Origin of the sequence: Pseudomonas sp. 37 R 15 (assembly GCF_900004865.1) — a bacterium.
Classification (GTDB): Bacteria; Pseudomonadota; Gammaproteobacteria; order Pseudomonadales; family Pseudomonadaceae; genus Aquipseudomonas; species Aquipseudomonas fluorescens_AM.
The window spans coordinates 1-15,525 of record NZ_CVTV01000060.1 but is presented as its reverse complement, the minus strand read 5'-3'; the positions used below and the strand labels follow the sequence as shown (position 1 = coordinate 15,525).

Below are 15,525 nucleotides of genomic sequence, written 5' to 3'. Positions count from 1 at the left end.
GGTGTTCGTTCCTGTGTGGATAGGGGTTCAGCGATGGCGCTGACGGCTGATAAAGATCGCCAGCAAAATGATTGCGCCCTTGATCACGCTCTGCACGTAAGGCGATACGCCGAGCATGTTCAAGCCGTTGTTCAAGACGCCGAGCAACATGGCGCCGAGCAAGGTGCCGACGATCACGCCGCGCCCGCCGGCAATCGACGCACCGCCCAGTACCACGGCGGCAATCGCATCCAGTTCGAACGACACACCGGCATTCGGCTGGCCGCTCATCAAGCGTGAGGTCAGCACCAGCCCGGCAATCGCTGCGGTGAGGCCGCTGATGCCGTACACCAGCAACTTGAAGCGCGCGGCGCGCACACCGGACAAACGCACCGCTTCTTCATTGCCGCCGATGGCGTAGATGTAGCGGCCGATGCGCGTGTGTTGCAGCAGCACGTAGGCCGCCAGGTAAGTGAACAGCATGATCAGAATCGGCACCTGGATGCCCAATACGCTGGCGCGGCCGAACACCGCAAACCACTCCGGCAGCCCGGAAATCGGATAGCCGTCGGTGTACATCAGCCCCAACCCCCGGGCGATGCCCATGGTCGCCAGGGTCACGATGATCGGCGGCATATGCAGGTAGGCCACGAACAGGCCGTTGCCGATGCCGAACGCCACACCCACCAGCATCCCGGCGCCGATGGCCAGGCCTGGCGGCAGCCCCGCGACCATCAAGCCGGCCGTGAGCGTGCCGGACAGTGCCATCACCGGGCCCACCGACAGATCGATGCCGCCGGTCAGAATCACGCACGTCATGCCCACCGCGATAATCGCGTTGATCGACACCTGGCGCGCAATGTTCGACAGGTTGCTGGCGGTGAGGAAGGTGTCGCTGGCGAGGATCATCACCAGGGTCACCACCACCAGCCCGACAAAGGGATAAAACGCCGGCGAGCGCAGCAACCGCGCCAGGTTCAGGCGTAACCGGCCGGTACCTGCGGTGTTAATGGACGTATTCACTTGAACCCCCTGTTGCATGGCGCATGACCTCTTGAGGATTGACGGCGGACCCTTCCAGTACCTTGACGATCGCGCCTTTGTGGAACACCGCGACGCGGTCGCACATGCCGATGACTTCCGGCAGTTCGGAGGAAATCATGATGATCGCGTAGCCCTGCTCAGTGAGACTGCGCATCAGCGCGTAGATCTGCGCCTTGGCGCCCACATCGATGCCACGGGTGGGTTCGTCGAACACCAGCACGTCGCAGTGGTGGTTGATCCAGCGGGCGATCACGACCTTTTGCTGGTTGCCGCCACTGAGGTTGAACACCCGGCTTTCCGCGCTGGGCGCCTTGATCGACAGCTGGCGCATCAGCGCTTCGACGCTGGCGCACTCTCTGGCCTTGTCGATCAGGCCCGTGGCGTTCTGGTATTTGGGCAGGTTGTTCAACGAGATATTTTCGCGAATGCTGAAATCGGTGATCAGCCCTTCGCTCTTGCGGCTCTCCGGCAACAGGCCGATGCCGTGCGCCAAGGCCTGGGCCGGGTCGTCGAGGCTGACCTTTTCGCCGCGCAGCCACACGTCTTTGCTCACCGAGGGCAGCGCGCCCAGCATGCCCAGGGCCAGTTCGGTGCGACCGGAACCGACCAGGCCGGCAAAGCCGAGGATTTCACCCTTGTGCAAGTCGAAGCGGTTATGCGGGCCGTTGCGCACCAGCTGGATGTCCTTGACCTCCAGCAGCAAAGGCCCGCGTGCTGTGGTGGGCTTGGGCGGGAAACTGCATTCCAGGCGGCGGCCGACCATCATCTCGACCAGACGGTCGATATCGCTGTCGGCCACAGCAGTGACGCCTGCATTGCCGCCATCGCGCAACACACTGATGCGGTCGCACACCTGGAAAATCTCCTCCAGATGGTGCGAGATAAAAATCACTGCCACGCCCTGGCGCTTGAGTTCGCGCATGATCTCGAACAGCAGCTCGGCCTCGCTGGGCGTCAGCGTCGCGGTGGGTTCATCGAGCACCAGCAAACGCGCATCCAGGGCCAGGGCCTTGGCGATCTCGACAAACTGCTGCTCCGCCACGCTCAGGTGCCTGACTGCGCATTCCAGGTTGATCGACACGCCCAGGCGCTTGAACAAGGCCTCGCAGGCCTCGAACATTTGACGTTTGCGCAACAGGCCGAAGCGGTTGCTCAGCTCATGGCCGAGGAAGATATTGTCCACCGCCGTGAGGTAGGGAATCAGGCTGAATTCCTGGAACACGATGCCGATGCCGGCCGCGATCGCATCACGGTAAGTCGCAAATTGCCGGGGCTGGCCGTCGATCAGGATCTGCCCCTCATCCTGATGCTCGACGCCGCCAAGGATCTTCATCAGGGTGGATTTGCCCGCGCCATTCTCTCCGAGCAACGCGTGTATTTCGCCGCGCTCCACTTGCAGGTTGATGGACTTGAGGGCCTGCACCCCCGGGTAACACTTACAGATATTTTCCAGCTTCAGAAGACTGCTCATACCGAAGGCCTCGCACTCAGGAGGAAGACCAGGGCCCCACGGCGGACGTGGGGCACCGGGGTTTACCAGCTGAAGTCCCCGGCCTTGGCCTGGTCGATCAGGGTGATGTCCACCGGAACCGTGGCGGGCACTTGCGAGCCCCACTTTTTGGCCAGGGCTATGCCCAGGGCCAGGCGGATCTGGTCACGGGGGTATTGGGCCGAGGTGGCGATGAACTTGCTGCCGGGTTTCTGGATCGCCTTGATCGCTTCCGGCGCACCGTCGACGCTGACCAGCTTCACGTCCATGCCGCTGGCTTCGATGGCCGACAGCGCGCCGAGGGAGCCGTTGTCGTTCACGCTGAAAATGCCCTTGAGGGTGGGCTGGGCCTGCAACATGTTTTCGGTGACGGTCAGCGCCTGGTCACGTTCCTGCTTGCCGTTCTGGATGCTGACAATCTTGATGTCCGGGTGCTTGGCCACCGCCTCCTTGCAACCGCGCACACGCTCCAGGATCGGCACCACGGCAATGCCGTCGAGGATGGCGATATTGCCTTTGTCGCCGATGTGTTTGGCCAGGTACTCACAGGCCTGGAAACCGGCGTCGAAGTTTTTCGAGCCGACGAAAGAATCCAGCGGGCCCTCCGCCTGGGCGTCCACCGCCACTACGACCACACCGGCAGCATGGGCGGACTTGACCGCCGATTGCACACCGACCGAGTCGGTCGGGTTGATCAGCAGGATATCGATGCCTTTTTGCAGCATGTCTTCGACATCACTGACCTGCTTGGACACATCATGGCGGGCGTCGGTGATGATCAGTGTCGCCCCGATGCTCGCGCCGGCTTCTTCCAGGGCGTTTTTCATGGTGACGAAATAGGGGTTGTTGATTTCCTGGAACGAGGCGCCGATGCGGATCGGCTTGGCGGCTTCGGCAAACACAGGGGAAACGCTGCCCAGAGTGATACTGGCAGCCAATAAACACAGGGTTTTCGGGAGCATTTTCATGGCGTGGGTCTCTGTTTTGTTTTTATTTTTAGAGCAAATGTTATCGTTAACATTTTGGCAGAAGCTAACAAGGAAATGCGAGGTGCGCAAGGGGTCATTGGTCAGACTCGATCCAAATGTGGGAGGGGGCTTGCCCCCGATGGCGGCGGGTCAGTCAGTAAATTCATTGACTGATCTACCGTTATCGGGAGCAAGCCCCCTCCCACATTCGATTGGTTGCAGCCTGCAAAAATTTGCGGCACACGGAGCAAAAAAGGGGCAGCCCCTTGGAGGCTGCCCCTTCTGTTTCACATCACTGTGTCAGTGGATGATGTCCTGGGTGCAGATATGCCCCAGGCTGACGTATTGCACGTTGTCACCGCCGACGCCCACACCGGGGAATTCGGCCAGCTCGATGCGCCAGCCGCCCTCGTTGTAGGTGGTTCTCCACTTGTACGGCACACCGGTGCTGCTGTCGTTGATCACTGTGGTGTAGTCACCGAAGCAGGTACCGATATTGGCCGTGGCCTCGGAGACACCCGCGCTGTTGGTGGTCGCCTTGTAGTCGACCCAGCGGTAGTTCAAGTCGACGAAGTGGTTATCCACGCGCAACACCGGGGTGACGCCCAGCAGCGGCGCGCCGGTGGAGTCCGACCATTGGGTCGACCAATTCAACAGCCGCGCGGTTTGCGTGGCCAACCACACTTCGGTCACCCGCACGATGTTGTCACCTTTCACACTGTTGGCGTTCAGGCGCGGCGTGGAGCCCAGGCTCAGTTGGTAATATTTGCTCGGGTCCTGCGCCACCGCCGGGTTGGCGCGCACGCGCACCTTCACGGTGGTACCCGGCGTTACGCTCGGATAGGTCGAGGTGGAACCGGCCGGCACGGTGACCCAATTGGTGCCATCGAAGCGGTCGAAGATCCACTGGTTACGGCTGCCGTTCTCGTCGCCCGCCAGGTACATGCTCACACTTTGGCCACGTACCGCCTGGAAGTCGAAGTAATCGACGTCGCCGGCATTGTCGAGATTACCGCTGACCTTGTTCATCGAGTCGGGCAACACGAACGCGGTTTGCGCGCTGTCGTTGGGCTCGAACGCGTCGATGTTGCTGTCCACCGCCACGCCGAAACTGAACTGCGCGTTATCGGCGGCCTTGGCCACCATGTACCAGTAGTAGTCACCGGCCGGCAGCACACCGTTGAGGTATTCATCGGCATTGCCTGCGGCATCCGACGTACCCACCACACTCAGGTTGCCCTGGCCATCATCCTGGAACAGGGTCAGCGACATGTCCGCGCCTGCACTCTGGTTGACCAGTTGCACCTCCACTCGCGCGTTCTGAGGCAGGTTGAAGTGGTAGGCAAACTCGTTACCGGCCTGCACCTCATCGACGGTGTAGAGCGTGTTGATATCCAGGGTGGGGAACAGTGGTTCAAACGCTGCAACCGCCGCGCTTTTCAGTGCGCTTTGCGTCGGTTTCTTCAGCTCACCGACCACGCTGTCGAACGGCGCGGACTTGAGGGCCTTGGTCACCGCCTTGGACTGGCCGGACTTGGCCGCCGAGAGTTTTTGCTTGAGCTCAGGCGACACCTTCGACGCGTCCAGCTTGCCGCCGGACTTGAGCGCCTTGTTCACGGCCTGCTTGACCGCGTCGGCACTGAGTTTCTGAGGCGCTTGCTGAGCCAGGGCGCAGGCCGAGACGAAGCAGGAGGCCATGATGGCCGCGCCTAGCATAAGGGCTTTTTTCGATTTCATTTTTTATCCATCCATAGTTAAAAAATAGAAGTTCAGGTGATCGGCGACATCCGGTCACCTGGGATGGACTGTAGGATAATACTGTTTTTATGTACAGTACTTTTTTTGAGATTTTGTCGACCTCCACGGGGGCTTCAAATCACCTAATACCCGGTCATCTCCAGATACCCCACCCCACCGTCGAACTTCACCGGCCCTTCCCAATAGGGAATCCCCAGGTTCATCCACGCCTTCGAATTGACGGCCTCGGGGGTGATGTCCAGGTGTTTGCCGGGGATCTTCAGCGACCAGCGCGTGGGAATGCTGCGTCCGTCAATCTCGGTGGTGGTCAGCGGCGCCAGTTGGATATCCGCGTTGTGCAGGGTCTCGGTGCGTCCCTGGGCGTCGATCCAGGTGCCGGTGAGATAGCCGCCACCGTCCTTTTGCCGCACGCGAAACAGCATCAGTTGTTCGCCTCGGTCCAGGTGCAGGGAGAACCAGTCCCAACCGGTCTGGTTGGCGGCCAGGGGCTGGCTGCTCCATTCACGGTCGAGCCAGGCGTTGCCGCTGACCTGGTAGGTCTGACCGTCGACAGTGACGCTGCCGTTGGCGCTGAAGAACGGCTGGCTGTAGTAGTAGGACGCCTGGCCCTGGTCGGATTTGCGGCTGTAGCCGTTGTCGCCCTGCAGCACCAGTGGGCGACTGGAGGTCAGTTGCAGATCATAGGCGAATTGCGCGCCACTGGCCTTGAGTTGCATGTCGGCCAGAGTGTGGGCGGCGCCAGTGCGGGTGGCGAAGTTCCAGTCATCGATCCAGGCATTGAACGGCAGCGCCTGCGCCCCGGCCTGGCCGACGCCGCCCCGGGCGAAGCGCTCGGCGGCGTAATGGCGGGTGGCGGAGGTGACGGCGGCATGGCCGAGCCAAATCGTGGAATCGCGCCAGCCCGGTTGTGGCGGTCCGGCTTTCACGGCATTGCGAAACAAGGTCCACTGCACGCCGAAGACATTGCCCTGAGCGTCCTTGAGGTTGGCGGTGACGTACCACCATTCAATGCGAAAGCCTGGATGCGGGCCGTGATCCTCGGGGAAGGTGAACACTTTGCCGGGCACCACCTGGACGAAGTCGGCGGCATCGCTGCCAAGGCCGGCGAAACTTTCCTGGGGTGCGGGGGCTTTATCGCATGCGCTCAGCAACAGCAGCAGAACTACCCACGCCAACGCCTTAATCTTCATGGGCAAACGTCCTCAACAAATCCGCCGGGCGGCTGCGGTACAGCTGCCACAATGGCCAGGCCGACGCCAGCAGCGTGGCAAGCATCGCCAGCCCCATCAGTTGCGCCAGCTGCCAGGGGAACACTTGCAACGGCAGGCGCCAGCCAAAGGCTTGCACGTTGATCACCGCATCCAGGCACCACGCCAGCAGCAGCCCCAGGGGCAACGCCAGCACCAGGGTGAGCACCGCCAGCAGCCAGGTCTGGCCCAGGTTGAGCAGCATCAGTTGGCGGCGCGTGACCCCCAGTGCCCACAACGGCGCCAGTTGGCCGAGGCGACTCTGGCTCTGGGTCAGCAGGCTGATGAACAGCGCCACACCCGCTACGCCAAGGGTCAGGCTGTTCAACGCGGCGGTAGCGGCGAAGGTGCGTTCGAAGACCTGGCTGGACCAGCCCTTGAGTTGCTGTTGATCGATGATGCGGCTGTCTTCCAGGTCGAACTCACGCTGCACGTCACGCACCAGCGGCGGCACATCCTGGGTTGCCACACGCAGGTTGAAACGCACCGGTGACAACGTTGGCCAATGCGCCAGCAAGTGCTTGGCGTTGACCAGCAGATGGCCCTTGGGGTTGCCGTAATCGGCATAGATACCGACGATTGTCGGTGCCCATGGGCCCTGGGGCGTGGGGACTTGAACGGTGTCGCCCAGGCGCACGTTCAAGCGTCGCGCCAATTGTTCGCTGAGCATCACGCTATCGTCCTGCAGCAGGCGGTCCCAGGGCGTGCTCGCCGCTTCCAGCAACGGCCAGTGCTGGCGATAGGTGGGGTCGTCAACCACGCCGAACACCTCCGCCGGCCAGCCCTGCAACTGCACCGCAACTTGCCAGCCGGGCAGCACCGCCCGCACCCGTGGTTGTTGCGCCAGCCAGGCCTGCAAGTGCTGTGCCTGGGCCGGATTTTGCGGATTGAGGTACAGCTCGGCGGTGAGGCGCTGCTCCAGCCAGTTATTGAAGGTGCTGCGAAACCCCGAGGTCATGGAGCCCGCGCCGATATTCGCCGCCAGCGCCAACAGCAGCGCCATCAGGGCCAGGCTCAAGGCCGGCAATTGCTGGCGGCAGTCGGCAAGGAACCATTGGCCCAGCACCGAACGGCTGCGTCCCAGCACGCCCTTCAACACCCCATTGAGCAGCACCGGCAAGCCGAGTGCGGCGCCCAGCAGCAAGCTCGCCATCAGTACGAACCCGGCGGCCAGGCTGTTGCCCCAGACCAGCGCCAGCAGCGCAACGACCAGCGCCACACCCGCCACCCAGCCCTGGCGCCGCAGCCAACGCCCGTGGGCTTCGTGCCAGGCCTGGGCGTTGGCCAGCGCCAGCAGCGGCAGGCGTGCCGCGCGCCACAGGCTGCTGGCCCCGGCGAGCAACGCACCCAGCAAGCTCAAGCCCAGGCCCGCCAACCACCACCAGGGGCTCAAGCTCAGTTGGCCTGCGACTTCAGCACCGTAGAGGCCGCGCAGGCTGGCCGCCACATCCGGCAGCAACAGGCTGGCGAGCAGGTAACCGCTGGCAACGCCGAGCACGCCGCCCAGCAGCGCGAGGAATCCCAGCTCTACGCCCAGGCTCAGGATCAGCATGCGTGCGCTGACCCCGCAGGCACGCAAGGTGCGCAGCAGGCCCCGGCGCTGCTCCAGGGCCAGGCCGATGGCCGCATGCACGATAAACAGCCCCACCACAAAGGACAGAAAGCCCAGGGCGTCGAGGTTCAGGTGGAAGCTTTCGGTCAGGCGCGAAAGGTTATTGTCGTCGCCCTGCTTGAGTTGCAGCCCGGCAGGCGGCGTCGGATGACGGGCGGCGAAGATGTTGTCCAGCAGCAGGCGCGACAGCCGGCCCTGCATGTCGAGCAGCGGTTGGGCGAAACCGATATCGGTGAGCAGCATGCCGGGGGCCATGTCCGGCTGCACCTGCAGCGGCGGCAAGGGTTGCCCATTGGCCGTCAGCGGTTGCTCGCCTTCATGCAGGCCGAGCGCCTGCAAGGTTTGCGCGGCTATCCAGGTGCGCCCCGGCGCGTCGAAAAACGCCAGTATCTGCGCCTGGCTCAAGCGTTGCCCCGCCACGCTGCCGCTGCCGGGCAACGACACCGGCTCGATGCCCATCAATTGCAGACGCTGCTCTTCATGCCCCTTGAGCACCACCCGCCCCTGCACCACCGGTGACACCGGCCACCCGGCACGGCGCAGTTCGGCGAACACGGCTTGCGCGAATCCGGCACCGTCGGGCGCACTCAGGCTGGCTTGCGGTTCGCCGCCGATCAATTGGCTGGCACGCGCGTAGCCATCCCGCGCCTGGCTGTTGAGGGCCTGCACCCCGGTCAATAACGCGGTGGCCAGCCACAGGCCGGTCAGCACACTGAAAAACTGCACCGGGTGGCGCCGCCAATGGCTCAACAGCGCACGCAGCGCCCAATAGAACACCGCCATCTCAGCGCGGCTCCATCGGCACGACGCGGCCGTGGTGCAGCACGACCTGCTGATCCAGCCGTGCGGCCAGGCGCGGGCTGTGCGTGACCATCAACAGGCTGGTGGGACTGTCACGCAACAGGTCGAGCAGCAGTTGCAGCACCTCATCGCTGGTGGTTTCGTCAAGATTACCGGTGGGCTCATCGGCCAACAGCAAGCCGGGGCGGGACGCCAGTGCACGCCCCACCGCCACCCGCTGTTGCTGGCCGCCGGAGAGCTGCTCCGGGTAACGCTTGAGCAAATCGCCCAGGCCCAGGCGCTCCACCAACTGCGCCTGCCACTGCGCATCGAACCGCCCGGCCAGGCGCGCCTGGAACGCCAGGTTGTCCTCCACACGCAAACTGCCAATCAGGTTGAACTGCTGGAACACCAGGCCGATTTCGGTGCGCCGCCACTGGGCCAGTTGCCCTTCGTTGAGGCGATCCAGGCGCTGGTCACCGATCAGAATACTGCCGCCATCCACGCGGTCGAGCCCCGCCACCAGGTGCAGCAACGTGCTTTTGCCGCTGCCCGACTCGCCCATCAATGCCAGGCTGCTGCGCGCCGCCAGGTGCAGGTCGACACCCGCCAGAACGGTCAGCGGGCCTTGGGGGGTGGCGTAGTTTTTTACAACACCTTCTACCTGCAACATACGAACGCTCGGGTTAAGGACTGCAAACGAGAATAACGGCTGCCGGACGTTCCCACGCAATTTTTTCACATTGATTTCACCGCGTGCCCACCCGGAACACTTTAAATTCCCCACCCAGGCAGCATTAACCGACAACTTTTAAGTTGCCCCTAAGGGTGTTTCTTAATATCCACATGTTCAGCTCAAAGACAGCAGCCTTGTGACAGGCTTTTGCTCCACCAGGAACATCTGCCGTATGAGTTGCGCCGGTCTTTTAACAACAAACAATCACTTGTGCCCATGGTGAACAACGTGGCAGACATTACCCTGACCAAACCCCGTAGGGCCAGGTTGAAGCGCCTGAGAAAATTCCGCGTGCCGGTGGCGGGCATCATCGTAATCGCCCTGCTATTGAACGTTTTTATATTCTGGCCAAGGTCACCGCAGGACCTGGGCATCGGCAACCGCCTGGTCACTTCCGGGGTACTGGCCAGTTGGCGCAACGGCGACCTGATCGTGCTGGTACGGCATGAAGAGCGTTGTGATCGCTCTGGCAACCCCTGCTACGGGCCGGCTGACGGCCTGACGGTCAATGGCACACAACGCGCGGCCGACCTGGGCAGCGCCTTTGAAAGCCTGGGCATGGAGCGCACCGACGTGCTCAGCAGCCCCACCACGCGCACCGCGCAGACGTCGCTGTTCATGTTCGGCAAGACTGAACTTTCCCCCGGTCCCCTCGCCATCTGCGGTGATGCCATGGGCGAAGAAATCCTCAGCCATAAACAGGCGGATCGCAACCTGATGCTGATCACCCATAGCGCCTGCATGAGTGACTTCCAGGAGGCACTCGGCTACCCCCACGCGCAGGCGGCCGAGTACGGCAGCGCCCTGTTCGTACAGGTATTGCCCGACGGCAAACTCAAAGCCTTGGGCACAATGAAACGTCAGGAATGGGCAGCCGCACTGAAGCAACTTTAAATACACTCTTTTACATATTGCCGCGTAGCGCGTTCAGCAAAACGACAGCCCGCGTCTGCCATTTTAAGCGCGCCTGTTAGTTCAGGACGCCCTAACTTTCTGATGAAGCAGTGACTCTCTTAATGCTCGACGCCTTTAATTATTCAAACTTCGCGCCTGCGGCTGAACGTCAAGGAGCGAGTTTTTCATGAGCCGATTGAAGCCCTTGCCAGTGCTGGTACTTGGCCTGGTCATTTTCCTGGTGCTGCCATTGGGCCTGCACGGTCTGTGGACCCCGGATGAAACCCGCTACGCCCAGGTCAGCCAGGAAATGCTGATGAGCGGCAACTGGGTGGCGCCGCACTTCATGGGGGTGCGTTATTTCGAGAAACCGGCCGCGGGTTATTGGCTGATTGCCCTGGGCCAGGCAGTGTTTGGCGAAAACCTGTTCGGCGTGCGTATCGCCTCCGTCCTGACCTCGGCATTGAGCGTGCTGCTGGCCTATCTGATTGCCCGCCGTCTGTGGAGCGACCCGCGTAAAAGCTGCGCCTGCGCATTGCTCTACATGAGCTTCGGCCTGGTGGCCGGGCAAGCCGGGTATTCCAACCTCGATCCGCAATTCACGTTCTGGGTCAACCTGAGCCTGGTCGCCCTCTGGTTTGCGCTCGGCAGCGCCACGCCACGCGCGCGTCTGGGGGCCTGGGCCCTACTGGGGCTGGCCTGCGGCGTGGGCTTCATGACCAAGGGCTTTCTGGCGTGGCTGCTGCCGGTGCTGATCGCCATGCCTTACATGATCTGGCAGCGCCGCGTCGGCGAGTTGCTGCGCTACGGCCCGTTGGCGATCCTGGTCGCGGTGCTGGTCTGCCTGCCGTGGGCGCTGGCGATCCATGGGCGCGAGCCGGATTACTGGCGTTTCTTCTTCTGGCATGAACACATCCGCCGCTTCGCCTCGGACACTGCACAGCATGCGCGGCCATGGTGGTTTTTCCTGCCGATCATGGTGGTGGCGTGCCTGCCCTGGTCTGCCCTGTTGCCCGCCACCCTGATCAGGGCCTGGAAAGACAGACGCGAGCCGGCCATTGTCTTTCTGGCCCTGTGGCTGTTGCTGCCCCTGGGCTTTTTCAGCCTGAGCAGCGGCAAGCTGCCGACCTACATCATGCCGTGCCTGTTACCCCTGGCGTTGCTGATGGGCCATGCCTTGATCGACCTGCTCAACCAGCACAAAACCCGTGCGATCTTCATCAACGGTGCGCTCAATTTCATCCTCGGCATGACGGCCATGGTGGCGCTGATTTACCTGCAGATCGCCAGCCCGATCTACAGCAACAGCCACGCCGAGATGTTCAGCCTGTCCCTGGCCTTTATCGTGCTGCTCGGCTGGATCCTGGCCAACCTGCTGCAAGCGATGCGGCCTCTGACGTTATGGGCGACGCCGGCCCTGGGTATCGGCCTGCTGGTGGCGCTGCTGCCGGCGAGCATGCCGCAGATCATTGCCGATAACGAAATGCCCGACCAGTTCGTGCTTGAGCATCTGGATGAACTGCAACACACCCATGCTTTGCTGAGCAACGAACTGGGCTCGGCGTCCGCCCTGGCCTGGCGCCTGCGCCGGCCGCAGGTGGCGTTCTACAACACGGCGGGAGAGCTGCGCTACGGCCTGGATTACCCGGATACGCAACCGCGCAAGGTCATCCTGGACAACGTTCAGTCCTGGTTGAGCGAAGCACGAATCCAGGGCTCGGTCGGCGTGCTGATGCGCGTCAAAAGCACCAGCGAACACCTTGAGGAAGGCCAACTGCCGCCCGGTGGCAAGCGCTACCGCAAGGGCAACCTGGTACTGACGATTTATCCCCAACAACCTTGATCACCCTCACAGGAACACCCCATGCGCGTGTGCAAAACCGAACGCGGCGCCCTCGCTTTATTGCTCGGTGTCTCGGCCTTGCTCCTGCTGCTGGGCCTGGGCAGTCGCGACCTGTGGGGGCCGGAAACGCGCTGGGCGAACATCGCCCTGCAGATGCTGCAAAGCGGTGACTACTTCGATCCGTATCTGAAGGGCGCACCCTATTACGACAAACCCCTGCCCTCCTACTGGCTGATCACCGGCCTGGCCAACCTCATGGGAGGCCTGGGCCCGTGGTCGCTGCGCCTGTCATCGGTGATCGCGGCCTGGCTGAGCATCTGGCTGGTGTACCTGATCGGCGAGCAACTGTTTCGCAAAGGCACCGGGCTGATCGCCGGCTGGATGCTCGCCACCACGTTCTACTTCCTGTTCTGGGCCCGCGTGGCCACCGCCGATGTGCTGACCGTGTGCGGCGTGCTGGCGGCGGTCTGGTGGTATTGGCGCGGGCCGGACGACACCCGACTGGGGCGCTATAGCGTCTTCTTCCTGTTGCTGGCGGCAACGTCGCTGTTCAAGGGCTTGATCGGGTTCGTACTGCCAGGGTTGGTGCTGCTGCCGCATCTGCTCAGCCAGCAGCGCTACAAACGCCATCTCAATGCGCGGCTGGTGCTGGCGCTGCTGATCGCCGGCGGCTTCTACGCGATTCCTTTCTTGCTGTCCCACCTCTACGGCGCTCCCACCTACGGCGAGAGCGGCCTGCAACTGGTGTTTCGCGAAAACGTGGTGCGCTTTTTCGACCCCTTCGACCATATGGGCCCGATCTACACCTACCTGATCTACCTGCCGGCCTACACCCTGCCGTGGGCGCCGTGCTGGATGCTCGGCGCGTGGCTCGCCATCCGTCATTGGCGCCGTACACCGCCCAACGTGCGCTGGCTGGTGTGGAGCCTGGGCCTGTTGTTCGTATTCTTCACCGCCAGCGGCAGCCGACGCAGCTACTACGTACTGCCCCTGGTGCCATTTGCCCAACTGCTCGGCGCCTGGTGGCTGAGCGAACGCCTGCGCCAACAACCGGACCGCTGGCCGCGCTGGCAAAAAGGCTTCGGCATTGCCGCGGCCTTGATGCTGTTGGTGCTGGGCGTGATCTACCCCTGGACCACCGGCAACGGCGGCGTCACCCGCTTTGCCGACGATGTGAAAGCCCAAGCGGTGAAAAGCGCACCGTGGAACCAATGGCAACTGGTGCTGGTGGAAGTGGACAACAAGCTGCCGATGTACCTGCAAAACGGCGGCAAGCCGTTCTACTACGTCAGCGAAACCCAGGATTTCCCGCGCCAGGGCGACAGCGCCGCGTTCATGGCCTGGCTGGAAAAAACCAGCGGCCAGGGGGTCGATCCGCAGCACACGATTATCGTCGCGCAGTACTCCAGGGAAGATCCCCAGCCGTTGGCATTTTTGGGGGTTGATCATCAAGTGGTTACGACGCAGCCGGACAATGGCGAGCGGTTGTTTCAGCGGCGGTCGGGGGGGAGCGTGGCGTTTATTCCGCAAGGGCATTGAGAATGCCGGCACTGCAAAAATGTGGGAGGGGCTTGCCCCCGATGGCGGTGGGTCAGCTGGTGCATCTGCTGCTGACACTCCGTCATCGGGGGCAAGCCCCCTCCCACAGTGTCCGTGTTCCAAGGCCTGGACTCGGCGGCGGCGGTTGAGATGCACGGCTGACGGCGTTCAACGGTGGGGAAGGCAACACCGCTAAATGTGTGGGGGGGGGGGCTTGCCCCCGATGGCGGTGGGTCAGCTGGTGCAGCTGCTGCTGACACTCCGTCATCGGGGGCAAGCCCCCTCCCACAGTGTCCGCGTTTCAAGGCCTGGATTCGGCGGCGGTGGTTGAAATGCACGGCTGACGGCGTTCAACGGTGGGGAAGGCAACATCGTTAAATGTGGGAGGGGGCTTGAACTGGTCAAGTAATCTTGGACACTGATTAAGGTTCACGCCGCCAACCTTTCCTTCACGACCGGCGACCGGTAGTCGTTGTAGCTATGAGGCCTGCTGATGTTGTAGCGCGAGACATAGCGCTGCACGTCTGCTCGGGCCTCATGTTCCAGTTTGTAGCCCGTTTCAGGCACCCACTCTGATTTCAAGCTGCCAAAGAAACGCTCCATCGGGGCGTTGTCCCAGCATTCGCCTTTACGGCTCATACTCTGCCTAAACCCCTGTTTCAGCAGCTCGTTTCGGAATTTATGACTGGTGTACTGACAACCTTGGTCAGAATGAAACAACACATCCTGGGGATGGCCGCGTAGCTCAACCGCCATGCGTAGCGCTTCGCAGGTCAGGTTGGCATCAGAAATCATCGAGAACGACCAGCCCACGATCCTGCGAGCGTACAAATCCAGAACGGCGGCGAAGTACATCCACCGCTTGCCGACCTTGATATATGTCACGTCGCCACACCACACCTGATTAACCGCCGTCACATCAAATTTTCGCTTGAGCACGTGCGGCGCCACCAAGGCCTCCACGCCCGGCGACCTGTACTTATGGCGCCTGCGCTGACGGCTGGCGATGCCAGCTTCGCGCATCAAACTGCGAGCCATATAACGCCCGATACGATGCCCTTTGGCTTGTAGCTCCTTGGACAACGTACGTGCACCGGCCGACTCTCTGGACGCCTTGTGGTGCCTGACCAGCGCGGCTTTGAGCTTATCCCTCTCAGGATTTGCTCTGCCTTGGCGCTGGCGCCAGGCGTAGAAGCTACTGCGGTTGACCCCAAACGCCTGGCAACACCTTTTAACGCCGTACTGCTCGTCCAGCTCATCGATCAACGTGAATGATCTTTGGCGTCCAAAAGCAGGAGAGCACTGGCCTTTTTTAGAATTTCGATATCCAGGTCTTTCTCTCTGAGCAGAGCTTTGAGCCTCTGGATTTCTCGTTGATCAGCAGTAATCGCCTTGGCCCCTACCGGGGTCGAGCCCAAGCGTTCTTTTTGCACTTGATCGACCCAGCGGCGCAGGGCTGTGGGGCCGATATCCAGGGTGGCACACACCTCGGTAACCGGCTGACCTTCATCCAACACCATGCTGGCAGCCTTGAGCTTGAACTCACTCGAATAAGATTTACGCATAACCAAACACCTCAGATTTGGGCGCTATCATAGCGCCCGATTGAAGTGTCCAAAATCATTAGGCCAGTTCA

At 62.0% G+C, this 15,525-nt stretch carries 12 protein-coding genes; 3 read left to right on the top strand and 9 right to left on the bottom strand.

Annotated elements, in window-relative coordinates:
* Window positions 1-27 precede the first annotated feature (27 nt).
* The 7 genes from BFQ04_RS24460 to BFQ04_RS24430 form a co-directional block, all read right to left on the bottom strand.
* Complete coding sequence (locus tag BFQ04_RS24460; protein ID WP_065953207.1) at window positions 28-1,020, bottom strand: ABC transporter permease; 993 nt, start codon at window positions 1,018-1,020, stop codon at window positions 28-30.
* Complete coding sequence (locus BFQ04_RS24455; protein ID WP_065953000.1) at window positions 986-2,494, bottom strand: sugar ABC transporter ATP-binding protein; 1,509 nt, start codon at window positions 2,492-2,494, stop codon at window positions 986-988. Before BFQ04_RS24455 ends, BFQ04_RS24460 begins: the two co-directional genes overlap by 35 nt.
* Window positions 2,495-2,556: 62 nt before the next feature.
* The gene (locus BFQ04_RS24450) at window positions 2,557-3,480 is read right to left on the bottom strand and encodes a substrate-binding domain-containing protein (RefSeq protein WP_065952999.1); all 924 of its coding nucleotides are present in this window, start codon (window positions 3,478-3,480) and stop codon (window positions 2,557-2,559) included.
* A 300-nt stretch (window positions 3,481-3,780) separates the two neighbouring features.
* Complete coding sequence (locus tag BFQ04_RS24445; RefSeq protein ID WP_065952998.1) at window positions 3,781-5,217, bottom strand: hypothetical protein; 1,437 nt, start codon at window positions 5,215-5,217, stop codon at window positions 3,781-3,783.
* A 143-nt stretch (window positions 5,218-5,360) separates the two neighbouring features.
* Window positions 5,361-6,428 carry a lipocalin-like domain-containing protein gene (locus BFQ04_RS24440; RefSeq protein WP_065952997.1) on the bottom strand — a complete coding sequence of 356 codons (1,068 nt, stop codon included), beginning with the start codon at window positions 6,426-6,428 and terminating at the stop codon, window positions 5,361-5,363.
* Window positions 6,418-8,880 (bottom strand): ABC transporter permease, encoded by a 2,463-nt coding sequence (locus BFQ04_RS24435; protein ID WP_065952996.1) that lies wholly within the window; start codon window positions 8,878-8,880, stop codon window positions 6,418-6,420. The genes BFQ04_RS24440 and BFQ04_RS24435 overlap by 11 nt, the downstream gene beginning before the upstream one ends.
* 1 nt (window position 8,881) lies before the next feature.
* Complete coding sequence (locus BFQ04_RS24430; protein ID WP_065952995.1) at window positions 8,882-9,550, bottom strand: ABC transporter ATP-binding protein; 669 nt, start codon at window positions 9,548-9,550, stop codon at window positions 8,882-8,884.
* Between the two features lie 279 nt (window positions 9,551-9,829).
* Here BFQ04_RS24430 and BFQ04_RS24425 point away from each other — a divergent pair, with 279 nt between their 5' ends.
* The 3 genes from BFQ04_RS24425 (at window position 9,830) to BFQ04_RS24415 (ending at window position 13,889) form a co-directional block, all read left to right on the top strand.
* Window positions 9,830-10,507, top strand: a complete 678-nt coding sequence (locus BFQ04_RS24425; protein ID WP_065953206.1) for a lipopolysaccharide core heptose(II)-phosphate phosphatase PmrG — start codon at window positions 9,830-9,832, stop codon at window positions 10,505-10,507.
* A 187-nt stretch (window positions 10,508-10,694) separates the two neighbouring features.
* A complete protein-coding gene (gene arnT / locus BFQ04_RS24420) occupies window positions 10,695-12,350 on the top strand; it encodes a lipid IV(A) 4-amino-4-deoxy-L-arabinosyltransferase (RefSeq protein WP_065952994.1) in 1,656 nt (551 codons plus the stop codon).
* A 21-nt stretch (window positions 12,351-12,371) separates the two neighbouring features.
* Entirely contained in the window at window positions 12,372-13,889 is a 1,518-nt protein-coding gene (locus BFQ04_RS24415; RefSeq protein ID WP_065952993.1) for an ArnT family glycosyltransferase, read from the top strand.
* Window positions 13,890-14,318: 429 nt separating this feature from the next.
* On the opposite strand, the gene BFQ04_RS24410 is transcribed toward BFQ04_RS24415, so the two are convergent.
* On the bottom strand, window positions 14,319-15,155 hold the full coding sequence (locus BFQ04_RS24410; protein WP_065949523.1) for an IS3 family transposase: 837 nt from the start codon (window positions 15,153-15,155) through the stop codon (window positions 14,319-14,321).
* Window positions 15,152-15,454 (bottom strand): transposase, encoded by a 303-nt coding sequence (locus tag BFQ04_RS30570; RefSeq protein WP_065949522.1) that lies wholly within the window; start codon window positions 15,452-15,454, stop codon window positions 15,152-15,154. The genes BFQ04_RS24410 and BFQ04_RS30570 overlap by 4 nt, the downstream gene beginning before the upstream one ends.
* Between the last annotated feature and the right edge of the window lie 71 nt (window positions 15,455-15,525).

What these genes read in the sequence shown, in the direction of transcription:
- BFQ04_RS24445 (WP_065952998.1), bottom strand. Translation starts at nt 5,217, where the DNA reads ATGAAATCGAAAAAAGCCCTTATGCTAGGCGCGGCCATCATGGCCTCC.
- BFQ04_RS24455 (WP_065953000.1), bottom strand. Translation starts at nt 2,494, where the DNA reads ATGAGCAGTCTTCTGAAGCTGGAAAATATCTGTAAGTGTTACCCGGGG.
- BFQ04_RS24430 (WP_065952995.1), bottom strand. Translation starts at nt 9,550, where the DNA reads ATGTTGCAGGTAGAAGGTGTTGTAAAAAACTACGCCACCCCCCAAGGC.
- BFQ04_RS24415 (WP_065952993.1), top strand. Translation starts at nt 12,372, where the DNA reads ATGCGCGTGTGCAAAACCGAACGCGGCGCCCTCGCTTTATTGCTCGGT.
- arnT (WP_065952994.1), top strand. Translation starts at nt 10,695, where the DNA reads ATGAGCCGATTGAAGCCCTTGCCAGTGCTGGTACTTGGCCTGGTCATT.
- BFQ04_RS24460 (WP_065953207.1), bottom strand. Translation starts at nt 1,020, where the DNA reads ATGCAACAGGGGGTTCAAGTGAATACGTCCATTAACACCGCAGGTACC.
- BFQ04_RS30570 (WP_065949522.1), bottom strand. Translation starts at nt 15,454, where the DNA reads ATGCGTAAATCTTATTCGAGTGAGTTCAAGCTCAAGGCTGCCAGCATG.
- BFQ04_RS24425 (WP_065953206.1), top strand. Translation starts at nt 9,830, where the DNA reads ATGGTGAACAACGTGGCAGACATTACCCTGACCAAACCCCGTAGGGCC.
- BFQ04_RS24435 (WP_065952996.1), bottom strand. Translation starts at nt 8,880, where the DNA reads ATGGCGGTGTTCTATTGGGCGCTGCGTGCGCTGTTGAGCCATTGGCGG.
- BFQ04_RS24440 (WP_065952997.1), bottom strand. Translation starts at nt 6,428, where the DNA reads ATGAAGATTAAGGCGTTGGCGTGGGTAGTTCTGCTGCTGTTGCTGAGC.
- BFQ04_RS24450 (WP_065952999.1), bottom strand. Translation starts at nt 3,480, where the DNA reads ATGAAAATGCTCCCGAAAACCCTGTGTTTATTGGCTGCCAGTATCACT.